Source organism: Streptomyces sodiiphilus, assembly GCF_039529215.1.
GTDB classification, from domain to species: Bacteria; Actinomycetota; Actinomycetes; order Streptomycetales; family Streptomycetaceae; genus Streptomyces; species Streptomyces sodiiphilus.
In genome coordinates this window covers 1-15469 of the sequence record NZ_BAAAMJ010000018.1, presented here as the reverse complement: position 1 = coordinate 15469, position 15469 = coordinate 1, and the positions used below count along the sequence as shown (strand labels likewise).

At 69.0% G+C, this 15469-nt stretch carries 13 protein-coding genes; 2 read left to right on the top strand and 11 right to left on the bottom strand.

Annotated features, from left to right (window positions below; translation table 11 throughout):
- The first annotated feature begins 77 nt into the window (after positions 1-77).
- Positions 78-992: a glucose-1-phosphate thymidylyltransferase RfbA gene (rfbA, locus tag ABD299_RS10270; protein ID WP_344260703.1), complete on the top strand. Its 915-nt coding sequence runs from the start codon at positions 78-80 to the stop codon at positions 990-992.
- On the opposite strand, the gene ABD299_RS10265 is transcribed toward rfbA, so the two are convergent.
- The 4 genes from ABD299_RS10265 to ccrA all read right to left on the bottom strand — a co-directional run bounded on the left by ABD299_RS10265 (position 989) and on the right by ccrA (position 6093).
- Positions 989-2962 carry an AfsR/SARP family transcriptional regulator gene (locus ABD299_RS10265; protein ID WP_344260701.1) on the bottom strand — a complete coding sequence of 658 codons (1974 nt, stop codon included), beginning with the start codon at positions 2960-2962 and terminating at the stop codon, positions 989-991. The genes rfbA and ABD299_RS10265 overlap by 4 nt on opposite strands.
- 190 nt (positions 2963-3152) lie before the next feature.
- Positions 3153-4109, bottom strand: coding sequence for an NAD-dependent epimerase/dehydratase family protein (locus ABD299_RS10260; RefSeq protein ID WP_344260699.1), 957 nt, complete (start codon positions 4107-4109; stop codon positions 3153-3155).
- Positions 4102-4710 carry a dTDP-4-dehydrorhamnose 3,5-epimerase family protein gene (locus ABD299_RS10255; protein ID WP_344260697.1) on the bottom strand — a complete coding sequence of 203 codons (609 nt, stop codon included), beginning with the start codon at positions 4708-4710 and terminating at the stop codon, positions 4102-4104. The genes ABD299_RS10260 and ABD299_RS10255 overlap by 8 nt, the downstream gene beginning before the upstream one ends.
- A 42-nt stretch (positions 4711-4752) precedes the next feature.
- The gene (ccrA, locus tag ABD299_RS10250) at positions 4753-6093 is read right to left on the bottom strand and encodes a crotonyl-CoA carboxylase/reductase (protein WP_344260695.1); all 1341 of its coding nucleotides are present in this window, start codon (positions 6091-6093) and stop codon (positions 4753-4755) included.
- A 188-nt stretch (positions 6094-6281) separates the two neighbouring features.
- Between ccrA and ABD299_RS10245 the strand changes: the two genes are divergently transcribed.
- Positions 6282-6497: a DUF5988 family protein gene (locus ABD299_RS10245; RefSeq protein ID WP_344260693.1), complete on the top strand. Its 216-nt coding sequence runs from the start codon at positions 6282-6284 to the stop codon at positions 6495-6497.
- Positions 6498-6594: 97 nt separating this feature from the next.
- Here the strand turns inward: ABD299_RS10245 and ABD299_RS10240 are convergent, their stop codons facing one another.
- From ABD299_RS10240 to ABD299_RS10210, 7 genes are all read right to left on the bottom strand, one after another.
- Positions 6595-7233, bottom strand: coding sequence for a response regulator (locus tag ABD299_RS10240; protein WP_344260691.1), 639 nt, complete (start codon positions 7231-7233; stop codon positions 6595-6597).
- On the bottom strand, positions 7234-8556 hold the full coding sequence (locus ABD299_RS10235) for a sensor histidine kinase (RefSeq protein ID WP_344260689.1): 1323 nt from the start codon (positions 8554-8556) through the stop codon (positions 7234-7236).
- 10 nt (positions 8557-8566) lie between these two features.
- On the bottom strand, positions 8567-9304 hold the full coding sequence (locus ABD299_RS10230; RefSeq protein WP_344260687.1) for an ABC transporter permease: 738 nt from the start codon (positions 9302-9304) through the stop codon (positions 8567-8569).
- 25 nt (positions 9305-9329) lie between these two features.
- Positions 9330-10238: an ABC transporter ATP-binding protein gene (locus ABD299_RS10225; protein WP_344260685.1), complete on the bottom strand. Its 909-nt coding sequence runs from the start codon at positions 10236-10238 to the stop codon at positions 9330-9332.
- A 149-nt stretch (positions 10239-10387) separates the two neighbouring features.
- On the bottom strand, positions 10388-11641 hold the full coding sequence (locus ABD299_RS10220; RefSeq protein ID WP_344261005.1) for an activator-dependent family glycosyltransferase: 1254 nt from the start codon (positions 11639-11641) through the stop codon (positions 10388-10390).
- Positions 11642-11689: 48 nt separating this feature from the next.
- The gene (locus ABD299_RS10215; RefSeq protein ID WP_344260683.1) at positions 11690-12469 is read right to left on the bottom strand and encodes a thioesterase II family protein; all 780 of its coding nucleotides are present in this window, start codon (positions 12467-12469) and stop codon (positions 11690-11692) included.
- Positions 12470-12550: 81 nt separating this feature from the next.
- On the bottom strand, positions 12551-15469 hold a 2919-nt coding region (locus ABD299_RS10210), incomplete at its 5' end, for a type I polyketide synthase (RefSeq protein ID WP_344260681.1).

Below are 15469 nucleotides of genomic sequence, written 5' to 3'. Positions count from 1 at the left end.
TGATCCCGGAAGACCATCCAGCCTCTCTCGAAGCGGCTGAGATCAGAATTCCATCGGCCGCGGTGATGCTTGGGTGCATGAAGGGGATCATTCTGGCCGGTGGTACCGGCAGCAGGCTCCACCCGGCAACACTCACGGTATCGAAGCAGCTACTTCCCGTCAGTGACAAGCCGATGATCTACTACCCACTCTCCACGCTCATGCTGGCCGGAGTGAGGGAGATCCTTGTCATCTCCACCGGGCGGGACCTGCCACAGTTCCGCCGACTGCTCAAGGACGGCTCGCAACTGGGGCTGGACATCACATACGCGGAGCAGGAACACCCCCGTGGCATCGCCGAGGCATTCCGCATCGGCGCCAATCACGTGGGCGACGACTCGGTGGCCCTGGTCCTGGGGGACAATATCTTCCACGGCCCGAAATTCTCCGACATTCTTCACGACAACGCCCAGGACGTCCAGGGCTGTGTGCTGTTCGGCTACGCGGTCAAGGATCCCGAGCGGTACGGCGTCGGGGAGGTCGACGCCGACGGCCGGCTGCTGTCCCTGGAGGAGAAGCCCGCGCGCCCTCGCTCCAACCGGGCCATCACCGGCCTGTACTACTTCGACAACGAGGTGGTCGACATTGCCAAGAACCTCAGTCCTTCGGCCCGGGGCGAGCTGGAGATCACGGACGTCAACCGCCACTACCTTCGACGTGGCAGAGCCCGGCTGGTCGATCTCGGACGCGGCTTTGCCTGGCTCGACACCGGAACACCGGCCTCGCTGCTGGAAGCCGGGCAGTACATACGGATGCTGGAGGAACGCCAGGGCGTGCGCGTCGCCTGCGTGGAGGAAGTCGCCCTGCGGATGGGTTTCATCGGGGCCGGAGCGTGCCACCGTCTGGGAGAGACCATGACGGGGTCGGAGTACGGCCGCTATGTCATGGACATCGCCCGGGAGTTCGCGTCGGCCGAAGGAGCCGTGGAGCCCGTGAACGGCTCCACGGGCTAAGGGCTGTCCCGTACCCCCCGGCGGACGCGCCTGCACGGCGGCGCCTGGCCGTCGAGCCGGGAGAGCAGAACCCGGCCGGTGGGCGGTGCCTGCCCTGTAGCCGACGGCAGAGCGGACAGCAACGGCCGGCCCGCAGGGCGCGGCAGTGGGGCGGCGACATGCTGCCGGGCGTGGTGCCAGACGAACACCGGAAAGACGTAACGGCTTTCGCCGGAAGGGCCGTAGCTCTCGATGTCGAGCAGGTGGCTGTCGAGCAGCGCTTCCATCGCGCGCTCCGCAATGGGGGTTTCCCAGCCCAGCAGCCCTGCCGCGGTCTCGGCAGTGAAGGGCTTGCGTGGGAACATACCCAGCATGCGGACCAGGCGCTGCTCCGCGGATCCCAGCTTCCGGTAGCAGGCTTCATAGCGCGAACGCACGTCAAAGGTGCCGAAGCGGAACTCCGCCGACAGGTCGGGGGCACCGCGAAGCCGCTCGGCCGCGGCGTGCAGGGGTTCCCCCGGACGGATGGCCAGCCGGCCGGCGACGCAGCGCAGGGCCAGGGGCAGGCCCGAGGACAGTCGGACGAGTTCCGCGGCGGCCCGTGGTTCCCGTTCGACTCGTTCGGGGCCGATGGCGCGCTCCAGGAGGGCAAGCCCTTCGGCCGGGTCCAGCGGTTCCAGTGCCAGGTGCAGCGCCCCGGGCAAGCCGTGTATTCGCCGGTGCCCGGTGATGAGCACGGCACAGCTCGGGTCGCCCGGAAGCAACGGCCGGATCTCCTCGGCGGTGCCGGCGTCGTCGAGTACCAGCAGCAGCCGCCGGCCGGCTGTGGTGGAACGGAAGAGGCCGCTGCGTTCCTCGATGCTCCCGGGGATCTCCCCGTCCGGCACGCCCAGTGATCTCAGGAGCCCGGCCAGGACCCCGGCGGTGTCGCAGGGGGTGGTGCCCGAGCCTCCGAGATCGGCGTACAGCTGCCCGTCGGGAAAGCTGGGCCGCAGGCGGTGGGCGGTGTGCACGGCCAACGCGGTGGTACCGGAGCCCGGTGGCCCCGTGAGCACCGCCATCGGAGTGGCTGTCCGGGGGGTGCCGCTTCCGGGCTGTGCCGTCAGTGCCTCGGTGAGCCGGCGGAGGTCGCGGGCCCGGCCGGTGAAGTCGGCGATGTCGTGGGGAAGCTGGGCGGGCGGTGCGGTGATCCGGTCCGGAGCCGACGGGGGGAGGAGCAGGGCGGGAGCGACGGGCCGGTGGCCGGGGTCCTGGCCACCGGCAGGTTCGGCGGTGAGCAGTTCGTGGTGCAGTTGTCGTACCTCCTCGCCCGGTTCCAGGCCGAGGCCGTCGACCATGGCACGCCGGAGTGCGGCATAGACGCCGAGCGCTTCGCTGCGCCGGCCGGCATGGTGCAGTGCCGTCATGAGGGAGATGTGGAAGCGCTCGTGCAGGGGGTACGCGACCACGAGCGACTTGAGTTCGCTGAGAAGTTCCAGATGCCGGCCGAGCCGGAGGTCGGCTTCGATGCGCAGTTCGAGAGCGAGAAGGCGGAGTTCTTCGATGCGCGTGAGGTAGGCGGAGAGCAGTTCCCCGCAGGTGACGTCGGCGAGTGCCGGGCCGCGCCACAGTGCCAGTCCACCGGCCAGGGTCTGTGAGGCGGCCGCCGGTTCGCTCTGGTCGAGGAATGCGCGGCCCCGGTCCATGGCTGCTTCGAAGGCGTGCAGATCGATGCCGGTGTCAGGGACAGCGAGCAGGTAGCCGCCGGGCCGGCTGCGCAGCGCCCCGGCCGCTCCGTGCCGGGCCAGCAGCTTGCGGACCTTGTACACGTAGGTCTGGGCGGTGGACACCGCGCTGGCCGGGGGGTTGCCGGGCCACAGTTCGTCGACGATTTCCGAGAGCTTGACGAACGAGTTTCTGCGGAGGATGAAGAGGGACAGGACCTGCCGGAGTTTGGGCGCCGTCACGTGGACCGTGCGACCGTCCTCCACGACCTCCAGAGGGCCGAGCACCCGGAACTCCACAGAAACACCCCGTCCCCGTCATTTCCCAAGACCTCGCCGGACAACGGCGGTCTTCCGCTTCTCCCTGCGCCCGGCAGCACCGGTCCGGTGTGCCAGGCGCAGGGCTCTCTTCGTCGGTCAGCGGGTCGCCGTCAGCACGCAGGTCGGTGCGGCCAGGGCGATCCGTTGTGGTCGTGGGTCACACGGACGCGGTGGCGTCCGCCGCCTCCCACATGTCCCGCATGGACTCGCGGAGTCCGATACGGGGAGTCCAGTCGAGCAGTTCCCGGGCCAGACGGATGTCTGCCTGAACCCAGTCACCGCCCCTGCTCTCCACTCGGCCGCCGGTCTCGTGGAGGGTTTCCGGCGGCAGTCCGGCAGCTTCGGTCAGCAGGGCCAGCAGGTCCCGTATGGGCACCGCCTCACCGCGCCCGACGTTGACGACCCGGGCGGTGAGGGGGGCCCGGGCCGCCAGCAGCACGGCGCGGGCGACATCACGGACGTCGACGTAGTCGCGGCGTGCCGGGGCGATGCTCAGTTCGAGCCGCTGGCCTGGGCGAATGTCGCGCAGCCGGGAGACGACCGTGCCGAGGAAGCTGGCGGGCGTGGTGCGGGGGCCGCAGACGTTGACCACGCGCAGCACCACGCCGTGCACGTGTCCCTCCCCGGCGGCCCGGAGGATCTCCTGCGAGCCGGCGAGCTTGGTCTGCCCGTAGCGGGTCACCGGCTTCGGAGACACCCATTCGTCCATGGCGGTGCCCTCGGGCACCGGCCCGTACTCATGGATGGAACCGACCTGGACCACACGCAGTGGCGCGACGCCCCGGGCGGTGTTCAGCGCCGCCGCCGCGGTCAGGCGCTGGACCAGACGGACATGGGCGGAGACCATGTCCTCCTCGGTTCTCCCCCAGCCACCGGCCGTGTTGATCACGGTGGTGATGTTCTGGGAGCGGAGGAGTCCGGCGAGGTCCTCCGGTTCGGCGGCGGCGATATCGAAGGCGGTGAACTGCCGGGCGGGCGGGTTCGCCCCAGGGGCCCGCGCGATGCCCAGCAGGTCGTGGCCGGCCTGTTCCACGGCCTGGCAGACGTGTCGCCCCAGGAAGCCGGTAGCTCCCACCACCGCGGTGCGCGCCCGGCCGGACCGCGGCTCAGTCATGGAGCCCTGCCTCGATCTCCAGGCAGGTGGCGTAGTCCGGGAGCAGGGACTGGTCCCGGGCCTGTTCCAGGGTGAGGGCGGCCTCGTCCCGGGGCGACATCAGAGGGGTGATGTCCTCGGGGATCGGCAGGCCGAGTTGCGGGTCCAGTGGGGAGATCGCCAGCTCGTACTCCGGCACATAGGTACCGGAGATCATGTAGGACATGACGGTGTCGTCCTCCAGAGCGATGAAGGCGTGCCCGGCACCGACCGGGAAGTACATGCTCTGAAAGGTCTCCGAGTTGAGTTCCACGGCGTCCCAGCGCCCGAAGGTCGGTGACCCGATGCGCAGGTCGACGACAATGTCGATCGCCCTGCCGCGGGGACAGTAGACGTACTTGGCGACGCCGGGCGGGGTGAGGGTGTAGTGCACGCCGCGGACCACACCGCGCTTGGAGAGGCTGTGGTTGCTCTGCGCCACGCGGAACGGGCGGTGTCCGAGCGCCTCACGGAACGCCGGCTCCTGGAGGGGCGAGACGAACAGTCCCCGGTCATCGGGGAACACCTTGGGGGTGAAGACGAAGGCGCCCTCGACGTTGAGCGGGCGGAACTCAGCGGGCATGGAGACTCACTTCTCTCGTGGGCGTGTGGGGGCAATCACGCATCAGCAGTTCCGGAAGCGGTTGAGCGCGCCGAGGTGCCGGTGTCGCATTTCGTGGTCCTGGACCCCGAGACCTTCCTCGGGTGCCAGACCCAGCACGCCGACCTTTCCCGCGTGCTGGTTGCGGTGCACGGACTGGGTGGCCGTTCCCACCTGGGCCAGCGGATACACCGTGGACAGGCTCGGGTGGATCATGCCCTTGGCGATGAGCCGGTTGGCCGCCCAGGCCTCCCGGTAATTGGCGAAGTGGCTGCCGATGATGCTCTTGAGCCCCATCCACAGGTACCGGTTGTCGTACTCGTGCCGGTAACCGGTGGTGGAGGCGCAGGTGACGACCGTACCTCCGCGCCGCGCCACGAAGACGCTCGCGCCGAACGTCTCCCGGCCCGGGTGCTCGAAGACGATGTCGGGGTCCTCGCCTCCGGTGAGTTCCCGGATGCGGGCTCCCAGCCGTTTCCATTCCCGGGGGTCGGGCGTCGATTCGTCGCGCCAGAACCGGTAACCCTCCTCGGCTCTGTCGATCACCAGCTCGGCTCCCATGGCGCGGGCCAGTGCTGCTTTCCGGGCCCCGGAGACGACGCAGACCGGGATCCCTCCTCCGTTGAGGACGAGCTGGGTGGCGTACGAGCCGAGCCCTCCGGCCGCGCCCCAGATCAGCACGATGTCTCCCTGCTTGAGAGCTGCGCCGTTGCGGGAGATCAGCTGCCGGTAGGCCGTGGAATTGACCAGGCCGGAGGCGGCGGCTTCCTCCCAGTTCAGGTGCGCGGGCTTGGGCATCAGCTGGTTGGCCTTGACCAGCGAGAGCTCCGCGAGCCCTCCGTAGTTGGTCTCGAAGCCCCAGATTCGCTGTTCCGGGTCGAGCATCGCGTCGTCGTGTCCGTCGGGCGAGGTGAGTTCGATGGACAGGCAGTGGGCCACCACCCGGTCACCGGGTCTCCAGTTGCGCACACCCGGCCCGGTCCGCAGCACGATGCCGGACAGGTCGGAGCCCACCACGTGGTACGGCAGGTCGTGCCGTACCGCCCAGGGGTCACCGGACCGCGCGTACCGCTCCAGGAAGCCGAAGGTGGGCAGGGGCTCGAAGATGGAGGTCCATACCGTGTTGTAATTGACGGCGCTGGCCATGACGGCGATCAGTGCCTCCCCCGGCCCGGGTTCCGGTGTGGCCACATCGCGGACGTGGAGCGACTTCTCCGGCTCCTTGTCACGCGTGGCCATGCCGGCGAACATCTCGGTTTCCTCCTTGAGGACCACCGCCGCCCGGTAGGAGTCGGGAAGAATCAGGGCAGAGAAATCCGAACTGCTCACGTCGTCCGACAGTGCGGCATTCACGATTTCCTGCACGATAAACTCCCGGGCACCTTTTCGGCCGTCAATGCGAACCTCACGGTACGAGGGGAGGACGGCCCCAACAACCCCTATGTTCGAGCCCTCTCGGGAACGTAGGGGGTGTACGGCACGGGGTGGAGTAGGGGTGGCCGGGCCGGAGGACAGGGGTTACTCGCGCGGGTGTGCCGTCCTACGCTCGCCGCATGGATGAAATGCCGAACATTGTCCTCCAGGGTGGTTCCCCGGATTTCGTCCCCGACCACCTGCGGGTCCGTTACACGGCCAATGTGGACTCCACGTTCAAACTCTTCATGGGCCACCGTTACGAACACTTCCGGCCGACCCAGGAGAAAATCTCCGTCGCCGGCCGGGAGCTGCGAGTCTTCCGCTGGGACCACCGCACCTACGTCGCCGAGTGAGCCCGGCCGACAGCCATGGCGCGGGCCTCACGGCCCGTTGCCACCGCCGTGCGCCGTACTTGCGCCGTTGCCGGCCCTCCGCGGCACGGAGGCCGGCTCACCGCAGCAACTGCCGTTTGTGCGCCTCGCTGACGGCCGCCGCCCGGTCCTTGACGCCGAGCTTCCCGTAGATGTGCAGCAGATGCGTCTTGACGGTGGCCTGGCTGATGACAAGGAGGGACGCCACCTGCCGGTTCGTGTTGCCGTCGGCGATCAGCTTCAGCACTTCCAGTTCGCGTTCGCTCAGCGGGCCCTTCGAGGGCTTGCGCACCTGGCTGAGCACCCGGCTGGTGATCGCCGGCGAAAGCACCGACTGCCCGGCGGCCGCTGATCGCACCGCGCGGATGAGTTCATCGCGCGGGGTGTCCTTGAGCAGGTAGCCGGTCGCTCCGGCGGCCAGGGCGCCGGCCACGTCGGTGTCTGTGTCGTAGGTGGTGAGCACCAGGATCCGTACCTCGGGGTGCCGCTTCAGCAGTCTTGTGGTGGCTTCCACGCCGCCCATGCGCGGCATTCTCAGATCCATCAGCACGACATCGACCTCGCCGGGACGGTAGAGGGCGACCGCTTCCGACCCGTCGCACGCCTCGCCGACGACAACGAGGCCGGGATCTCTTTCGAGCGCACCGCGCAGTCCGTCCCGGACCACGGGGTGGTCGTCGACGATGAGAATGCGGATGAGCGTGCCGTTACCGTTCATTCACCGGCTTCCTGTGACCTGTGCTGCGGGAGATTCCCGGACGGTCCGTGCCGGACCGTCCGCGATGTGAGCGGGGATGAAGGGGACACACGCGCTGACGGCGGTGCCCTCGCCCGGGGCGGACTCGACCTCCAGCGTGCCGGCGACGCGACGCAGCCGGGTCCGCATGGCCACCAGGCCGAGCCCGCTTCCGTCGTACCGGCCGGCGGAGTCCGGTGCCGACGACGGGTCGAAGCCCACGCCGTCGTCGACGACGTCGAGCATCACGAGTTCCTCCATATAGGACAAGGTGATCCGCGCCTTGGTCGCCCTGGCGTGCTTGGCGACATTGGCGAGCGCCTCCTGCACCACCCGGTAGAGGGTCGCCTCCAGATCCCCGTGCATGGCGCGGGCGGTACCCGTGGTGGTGAACTCGGCGCATGGGCTCTGCTCGTCCGACCACTGGACGGCCAGTGCGGCGATCGCATCGGGCAACGTCGAGGTCTCGAGCTGTTCGGGGCGCAGCGCCTGTACCGACCGCCGGGCCTCGGCCAGGCTCTCACTGGCGAGGTTCCGTGCGGCCACCACCCGGCGGCGCCACGTCTCGTCCGGGAGCACCTGGGCGTCCTCGGCTCCGATCGCCTCCAACTGCCGGATGATGCCGGCCAGTCCCTGGGCGAGCGTGTCGTGGATCTCCGCCGCCATCCGCTGTCGTTCGTCGTGCACGCCTGCCTCGCGTGCCTGGGCGATGAGCTGTACGTGCAGCCCCTCGTTCTCGGCCAGCGCGGTCTGCAGCTCGCTGACCGTCTTCCGGCGCTGCTCATGGAGTTCGTCGAGTTTGGAGAACAGCAGGTTGATCCAGCCGACCACCAGTGTCTGGACCGTGATCGTGCCCAGGTACCAGCTCAGGGCCACCGGCTCCGCCTCGGGAAGCCCTCCGGGGACGGTATTGACGACGAACGACGCGCAGGCCACACACACGAACGCCCAGCCGGTGGAGAGCAGTACCAGGGCCTGGAGGAAGATGGTGGCGGCAAAGAGCAGGAACGCCTCGTCCCTGCTCAGCAGCACCGCGGCGATGGCGAGCAGTCCGATGAAGTAGAGGACGGTCAGGGGGTGCCCGCGGGCCCGGCGGTAGTGACCGCGGGTCGGCAGGGTGAAGGTGAGGCCGATCCACACCACTGCCGTCAGTACCCAGAAGCCCGTGCTGAGATGTTCCTCGCCCCAGGCGTCCAGGTCCGAGTCGGCCAGGCTCACTACCACGGAAAGCCCGAGCAGGAGGTAGGGCAGCGCCCCGAAAACCAGATCGGAGTGCCGCTCCCACCTCCGGTACTCGTCAGCCATCGGCGTCAACCTACTCCCATCGGAAGAACTTTGCCGCCACCGTACTCGCCACGACCACAGTGACCAGGAGAACCACCAGGTGCAAGGTCTGGGGCATCAGCCCGTCCCAGGCGTTGCGCAGGGACTCCAGTGCCGCCCCGAGCGGGGTGTAGTCGCCGATGGTGGCGACCGCGTCGGGCAGGTCCTCCTTGGGAAGCAGCACTCCGCCGAAGAAGAGACTGGGGAACAGCAGGGAAAGACCGATGGCGGTTGCCGCCTTGCTGCCCGGTGCCATGGCGGCCACGCACAGTCCGACGGCGAACAGGGCACAGGTGCCCAGGCCGAAGGCCAGCCCGAAGGCGCCAATGTGATCGGGCATCCTGGTGCCGAAGGCGGTCTGCCCGACGATCAGCACCAAGGTCGCGGCGATCACCGCGGTGACCAGGTTGATGAAGAGCTGCGCGAACAGCAGATTGGACGGGTGAACAGGGCTCGCGGCCATGCGCCGCAGGATCTGCTTCTCCCGGTAGGTGGCCAGCGTCGTCGGCAGGACATTCAGCGCGAGCATCGTGATGCACATGGCCATGGCCATGGCCGGCACGAAGGCCGCCATGGCCTCCCTGGTCGCCGCGTCGTCGGTCGAGCTCGTCGTGATGATGTCGAAGATGGCCAGCAGCATGATCGGCAACGCGACGACGAAGAATACCGCGGTGGGGTCGCGCAGGAAGAGCTTGCTCTCGACATAGGTAAGTTTGGTACGCCCTGACATGGGACGGTTCTCCTCCGGGATGGGATCAGTTGGCCGGCTGAGAGCCAGTCAGCGCCACGAAGGCGTCATCGAGAGTCGCCTGCTCCAGACGCAGCTCGTTCGCCACGATCTGGTTGCGGGCCAGCACCGAGATGACCGAGTACAGGACGTTGCCCTTGCCCACCACGGTCACCTGCGATCCGGCGCGGGTGATGTGGGTGACCTCGGGCAGCAGGGTCAGCAGCTCCTCCTCGATGGGCACCGAGGGCTTGAAGCGGATGATCTGTTCCTCGCTGACTCTGGACACCAGTCCCGAGGGGGTGTCCAGGGCGACCACTCGGCCCGCCTTGATGATGGCAATGCGGTCGCAGAGCCGTTCCGCCTCTTCCATGAAGTGAGTGACCAGCAGGACGGTGACATTCTGGGCCCTCACCTTCTCGATGAGCTTCCAGGTCTCCCGCCGCGCGTGCGGGTCGAGGGCAGTGGTGAGCTCGTCGAACACCACGATCTTCGGGTTTCCGACGAGCGCCAGGGCGATGGACAGCCGCTGCTGCTGCCCCCCGGAGAGCTGCTCGAAGGCCGAGTCGGCCTTCTCCGACAGCCCCCAGTCCTCGATGAGCCGGCGCCAGTCGGCCGGGTCGCGGTAGAAGGAACTGTAGAGCTCCAGAGCCTCCCAGACCTTCAGCTTGGGCGGCAGTTCGCTCTGCTGCAGTTGGACACCGATACTCTGCCGGAGTTCCGCCACGTCGTGCAGCGGGTCCAGTCCCATGACGCTGACCTGGCCGCCGTCGCGTTTCCTCATGCCCTCGATGCATTCGACGGCAGTGGTCTTTCCCGCCCCGTTGGGCCCCAGAATTCCGAAGATCTCGCCTTCTTCCACGTCGAAAGAGACGTCGGCCACGGCCACGTGGCCGGGGTATTCTTTCCGTAGATTCCTGACTTCGATCAGCGGCATCGTTCCCCACCTTTCCTATTGCCCTGTCTCACCCGTTGAGCATAGGAATCCGGAGCGCGGCGGACATCGGCCTATCAGGTGCGGGAACGGATGATCCTCACCCACCGATCGGCTGATCCCGGTATCAACCGATCGGTGGATGCCGAAGGTCACCGAGCGCGGTAGCGCGCGGTGAGCCGTTCCAGTTCGGGCACCATCCGGCTGGGGGTGGGATTGTCCAGGTTCTCGTGGCGCAGCCGCTCGGCGGCCTTGCGGAACGACTCCTCCCTGATGAGCCTCTCGACACCGGTGCGCAGCGTCTGAGGTGTCAGCTCTCCCGCGTGCAGCGAGAGGCCGGCGCCCGCCTCCTGAAGGCTGGTTCCCTTGTTCCACCAGTCACCGTGGCGGATGGTGGGAATGAACTGCGGAACGCCATTGGCCAGTGCGGTGCTCCAGGAGCCGAATCCTCCGTGGTGGATGAGGACCGAAGTGCTGGGCAGGATGGCGTGCAGCGGGACGAAGTCGACGACGCGGGTGTTCTCCGGGACGGCGGGGAGCTTCGCCGCCGTCCCGGCGTCCAGGGCGGCGACCACCTCGACGTCCATGTCGCCCAGTGTGGCGAGAATGTCCTCGATCGGCATGAAGGTGCCGCCCAGAGCCCCGGAGGAGATCCCGGAGGACAGCATCACCCGCGGCCGCTCCGGTGCCTGCCGCAGCCAGGAGGGGATCTCGGAGGGGCCGTTGTAGGGGACGTAGCGCATCGGGAGCCGCTCGACACTCAGCGGCAGCTGGAGACTGGAGGGGATCTGGTCGATGCTCCACTGGCCGACCACGACCTCCTCGTCGAAGTCGGAACCGTAGCGGGACAGCAGGCCGCCGAGCCACTCCGCCATGGGGTCCTCGCGACGCTCCTCGGGCTGCTCGGCCATCCGCTGCAGGAAGGTGTCGCGCATCCGGGAGTAGATGTCGATGCACCACAGCAGCCTGGCGTGCGCCGCGCCGGTCACCCGGGCGGCGACCGGCCCGGCGTAGCAGGAGGAGTCCCAGATCACCAGATCCGGCTCCCAGTGCCGGGCATAGTCGATCAGGTCGTGGACCATGCAGTCGTTGTAGGTCTGGTAGGCGAACATGACGCTCACCTTGAATTTCATGTGCACCTGCTCCCAGGTGTGCTCCTCCGGCACCGGATTGCTCCAGTCCGAGAGCGGGTTCTCCAGGTTGTCCCGGTTGGCCGCCAGCATCTCGTGCAGGTTGTGGTCGGTGCCGACGGAGACCGCGGTCAGGCCGGTGCCCTTGATGGCCTCGGTCAGGGACGGGTTGCTGGCGACGTGCACCTCGTGACCGGCGCTCGCCAGCGCCCAGGCCATCGGGACCATCGTGTAGAGGTGGGACTTCTCGGAGACTGTGGCGAAGAGAACGCGCATCGTCACGCGGCCTTTCTTGTCGGAGCGGGTCGGGGTGGATACGGATTGTCAGGCGCGGGGGCCGGACGCGGAGGCATGGAGGGTTTCCGCGATGACATTCGCGACGGCCTGCTTCTGCTCGCCGAGGTAGAAGTGGCCGCCGGGGAAGACCTCCAGGCGGAATCGTCCGGTGGTGTGCTCCTGCCAGCTCCCCACCTCCTCCGGCTCGACTCGCGGGTCGCTGTCGCCGATGAGGCCGACGATGTCGCACCGCAGCGGCGGGCCGGGCCGGTACTGGTAGGTCTCGGCCGCCTTGTAGTCGCTGCGGATCGCGGGCAGGGCGAACCGCAGCAGTTCGGGGTCGCCCAGGATCCGCCGGTCGGTGCCGCTGACCTTCTGCAGTTCGGCGATGATGCCCGCGTCGTCCCGCAGATGGACGTCAATGCTGCGGTGCCGCGAGGGGGCGGGCCGGCCCGAGGCGAAGAAGACCTCCGGTACGAGGTCCAGCTTCTCCTCCAGGAGGCGGATCAGCTCGAACCCGACGCTGGCCCCCATGCTGTGGCCGAACAGCGCAAGAGGCCGCCCGCCGGCGGGCCGGGGGCCCAGCGCGTCGAACACTCCGCGCGCCATGTCCTGAATGTTCTCGATGCACGGGTCGTGCCGCCGGTCCTGCCGCCCCGGGTACTGAACGGCCAGCATTTCCACCTGAGGCGGCAGCAGCTCCGACAGGGGGAAGTAGAAGCTCGCGGAGCCGCCGGCGTGCGGCAGGCAGACAAGGGTGACCTCGGCCTCCGCCCTGGGGTGGTACCGGCGCAGCCACAGGGCCTCATCGGTCGCGGGTGTTGCCATGGATCGTGGTACTCCTTTCGTCACGTGGTGCTCACCGGTGTCCGGCTGGACACCGGTGAGCGGATCAGCTCGGTACGGCCCTCACCGGGGCAGCCGCCGCTCGATCCAGTCCTCGATGGCCTGCGCGGTCTCGACGGAGTACTCCTCCATCATCGAGAAGTGGTTGCCCCGCACGTCCACGGTGTCGTGCGGCAGTTCCCAGAAGGAACGCCAGTCCGGAAGGTCGTCCAGCAGCATGGAGCCGGTGGACAGCGGTTCCGTGGCCCGGACGAGCAGAGTGGGCGTCGGCAGCGGTTCGGGTTCCCAGGTCCCGAACATGTTCAGGTACCAGCCCATGGCGGACAGCCGGTCGTCGTCCATGGTGACGAAGACGCCCTCGCGCTCGGTCATGCCGTCCATGAGGGAGAGCCCGAACTGGTTGAGGATGCTGCTCTTGGGCACGTAGGTGTCCACCAGTACGACGGCTGCCGGTTCGGCTCCCATCCGGGCCAGGCGGGCGGCCGTGCCGTGCGCGAACCAGCCCCCGGCGGAGGAACCGAGCAGCACGGCCGGCGCGCCGTCGGCGGCCTCCGCCACCGCGACAGCCTGGGCTTCCATCACCGCGCCGATGTCCTCCGGCAGACTCTCTCCGCGCCCGAAGCCCGGCAGGGCGAGCGCCGACACGTTCCGGCGGCCCCGCAACGACGCCGCGTAACGCGCGTACTGGTGGATGCCCGCTACCGCCAGGCAGGAGGAGAAGCAGAACATCGGGTGCGCGGCGGATCCCTTGCTGAGCAGCACCGGCCTGGGCAGGCGGTCGAGTTCTGCCGCGGTACGGAAACGGGGCCGGAGCGCGGCGGTGGCGTGGAGGAGGTCGAAGATCTCCTTCCATTTCCCCGTCTCGAAGGCTCGTGTGTACTGCGTCAGGAGTGAGTGGGAGGGTTCTCCGTCGGACGGGGCGCCCGGCCGTGCTGCCGCCTCGGAGGTGCGGGCTGTGGCCGGCTGTGCGGCCAAGAGGTCGGTGCGCAGCCGGGCCGCGAGTTCGGCCGGCGTCGCGTGGTCGAACGCGAGGGTGGCGGGAAGCCGCAGCCCCGTCGCGGTGTTCAGCCGGTTCCGCAGTTCCACCGCGGTCAGCGAGTCGAAGCCGGAATCGGCGAACTCGTGATCCGGCACGACGGCGGACGCGTCCTGATGGCCGAGGACAGCCGCCACGTGGAGGCAGACCAGTTCTTCCAGCATCGAGGTCTGCTCGGGTTCCGCCAGGCCGGCCAGACGGTCGCGCAGCGAGCCGGCGCCCGACGCGGCACGGGTGGCCGTCCGGGCACGGCGCGCCGGGGCTCGCACCAATCCGCGCAGCAGCTGCGGCACCGAGCCGGTGCCGGCCTGGGCCCGCAACGCCCGGATGTCGATCTTCATCGGGATCAGCAGCGGCGAGTCCAGCACGATGCCCGTGTCCAGCAGTTCCAGGCCCTCCTCGGTGCTGAGCGGCGCGATGCCCGAACGGGTCGTCGGGGCGCCGTCGGTGTCCCCGGCGGCTGAGGCGCCTGCGGCCATCCCGTCGCCGTCCTGCGCCCACAGTCCCCAGGCAAGGGAGGTGGCACGCAGGCCGTGGGCCCTGCGGTGCTGGGCCAGGGCGTCGAGGAAGCCGTTGGCCGCCGCGTAGTTGCCCTGGCCGGCGCCACCGAGCACACCGGCGGCGGAGGAGAACAGTACGAACGCCGAGAGGTCCAGCTCGCGGGTCAGTTCGTGGAGGTGCAGCGCGGCGTCCACCTTCGGCCGCAGCACCCGGTCCACCTTCCGGGGGGTGAGAGAGGAGAGAGTCCCGTCGTCCAGCACGCCGGCCGTGTGGTAGACGGCGGTCAGGGGGTGCGCGACAGGAACCTGTGCGAGCAGCGCCTCGACCGCGTCGCGGTCGGCCGCGTCGCAGGAGGCCACGGTGACGGTGGCGCCCATCTGTTCGAGCTCGGCCCGCAGTTCCTCGGCCCCTTCGGCCGCCGGGCCGCGCCGGCTGGTCAGCAGCAGGTGCCGGGCACCGTGCCAGCTCACCAGGTGCCGGGCGAGCGTCCTGCCCAGCGAACCCAGCGCTCCGGTGATCAGCACCGTTCCGTCCGGGTCCAGGCCGGCCGGCAGGCTGTCCACCTCCACCCGCGCACGGGAAAGCCGGGGTACCCGGACGGTTCCGCCGCGGAGGGCGAGCTGCGGTTCGCCGGAGACCAGGGCGTCCGGCAGTTTCCGCACGGACCGCTCGTCGTCGTCGAGATCGGCGAGGAGGAAGCGGCCCGGGTTCTCGGACTGCGCGGAACGCGTCAGTCCCCACACCGCGGCGTGGGCGAGGTCGCTGACGTCCTCCCCGGGCTCCGTGGCGACCGCGCCGCGGGTGACGATCGCCAGCACGGACTCGGCGAACCGCTCCTCCTCCAGCCAGTTCCGGGCCTGTTCGAGCGCCCGGTGCACCGCGGTGTGCACCGGCTCCGCGAGCCCGGCCGGCTCCGGGGAGCAGGCCAGCAGCACGATGTCCGGCACCGCGGTACCGGCGTCCGCCGCGGCTGCCAGTGCCCCGAAGTCGGCGTAGGACTCCAGATGGACCCCGGTGTCGAAAAGCGTCTCGGTGATCTTCAGGCTGTCCTCGCCGATGAGTGCGGCCCGGGCGAGCGGGGCCGTGGCGGAGCCCTTGGTGGCCTGCGTGGGCCAGTCGAGCCGGAAGAGCGTTTCGTGGGAGGAGTCACTCCGCGACGTCGCGGCTCGCAGCTGGTCACCTGCCATCTTCCGCAGCAGGAGTCCGTCGACACGCGCCACGGGGGCTCCGGCGGTGTCGGCGACATCGAGCGACACGGTCTCGCCGCTGCCGGCGGGAGAGATCCGCACCCGCAGTTCGTCCGGGCCGACGGCGTGCAGCGACACCCCTGTCCAGGAGAACGGCATCCGGCCCTGGCTTCCCTCGTTCTCCTGCGGCCTGTCGAAGAGGGTACCCAGGGCGATTCCGTGGAGTGCGGCGTCGAGGAGTGCGGGGTGGATGCCGTA

Coding starts and splice junctions, on each gene's coding strand:
- ABD299_RS10245 (WP_344260693.1), top strand. CDS start 6,282: ATGGATGAAATGCCGAACATTGTCCTCCAGGGTGGTTCCCCGGATTTC.
- ABD299_RS10235 (WP_344260689.1), bottom strand. CDS start 8,556: ATGGCTGACGAGTACCGGAGGTGGGAGCGGCACTCCGATCTGGTTTTC.
- ABD299_RS10260 (WP_344260699.1), bottom strand. CDS start 4,109: ATGACTGAGCCGCGGTCCGGCCGGGCGCGCACCGCGGTGGTGGGAGCT.
- ABD299_RS10230 (WP_344260687.1), bottom strand. CDS start 9,304: ATGTCAGGGCGTACCAAACTTACCTATGTCGAGAGCAAGCTCTTCCTG.
- ABD299_RS10215 (WP_344260683.1), bottom strand. CDS start 12,469: ATGGCAACACCCGCGACCGATGAGGCCCTGTGGCTGCGCCGGTACCAC.
- ABD299_RS10255 (WP_344260697.1), bottom strand. CDS start 4,710: ATGCCCGCTGAGTTCCGCCCGCTCAACGTCGAGGGCGCCTTCGTCTTC.
- ABD299_RS10240 (WP_344260691.1), bottom strand. CDS start 7,233: ATGAACGGTAACGGCACGCTCATCCGCATTCTCATCGTCGACGACCAC.
- rfbA (WP_344260703.1), top strand. CDS start 78: ATGAAGGGGATCATTCTGGCCGGTGGTACCGGCAGCAGGCTCCACCCG.
- ABD299_RS10225 (WP_344260685.1), bottom strand. CDS start 10,238: ATGCCGCTGATCGAAGTCAGGAATCTACGGAAAGAATACCCCGGCCAC.
- ABD299_RS10220 (WP_344261005.1), bottom strand. CDS start 11,641: ATGCGCGTTCTCTTCGCCACAGTCTCCGAGAAGTCCCACCTCTACACG.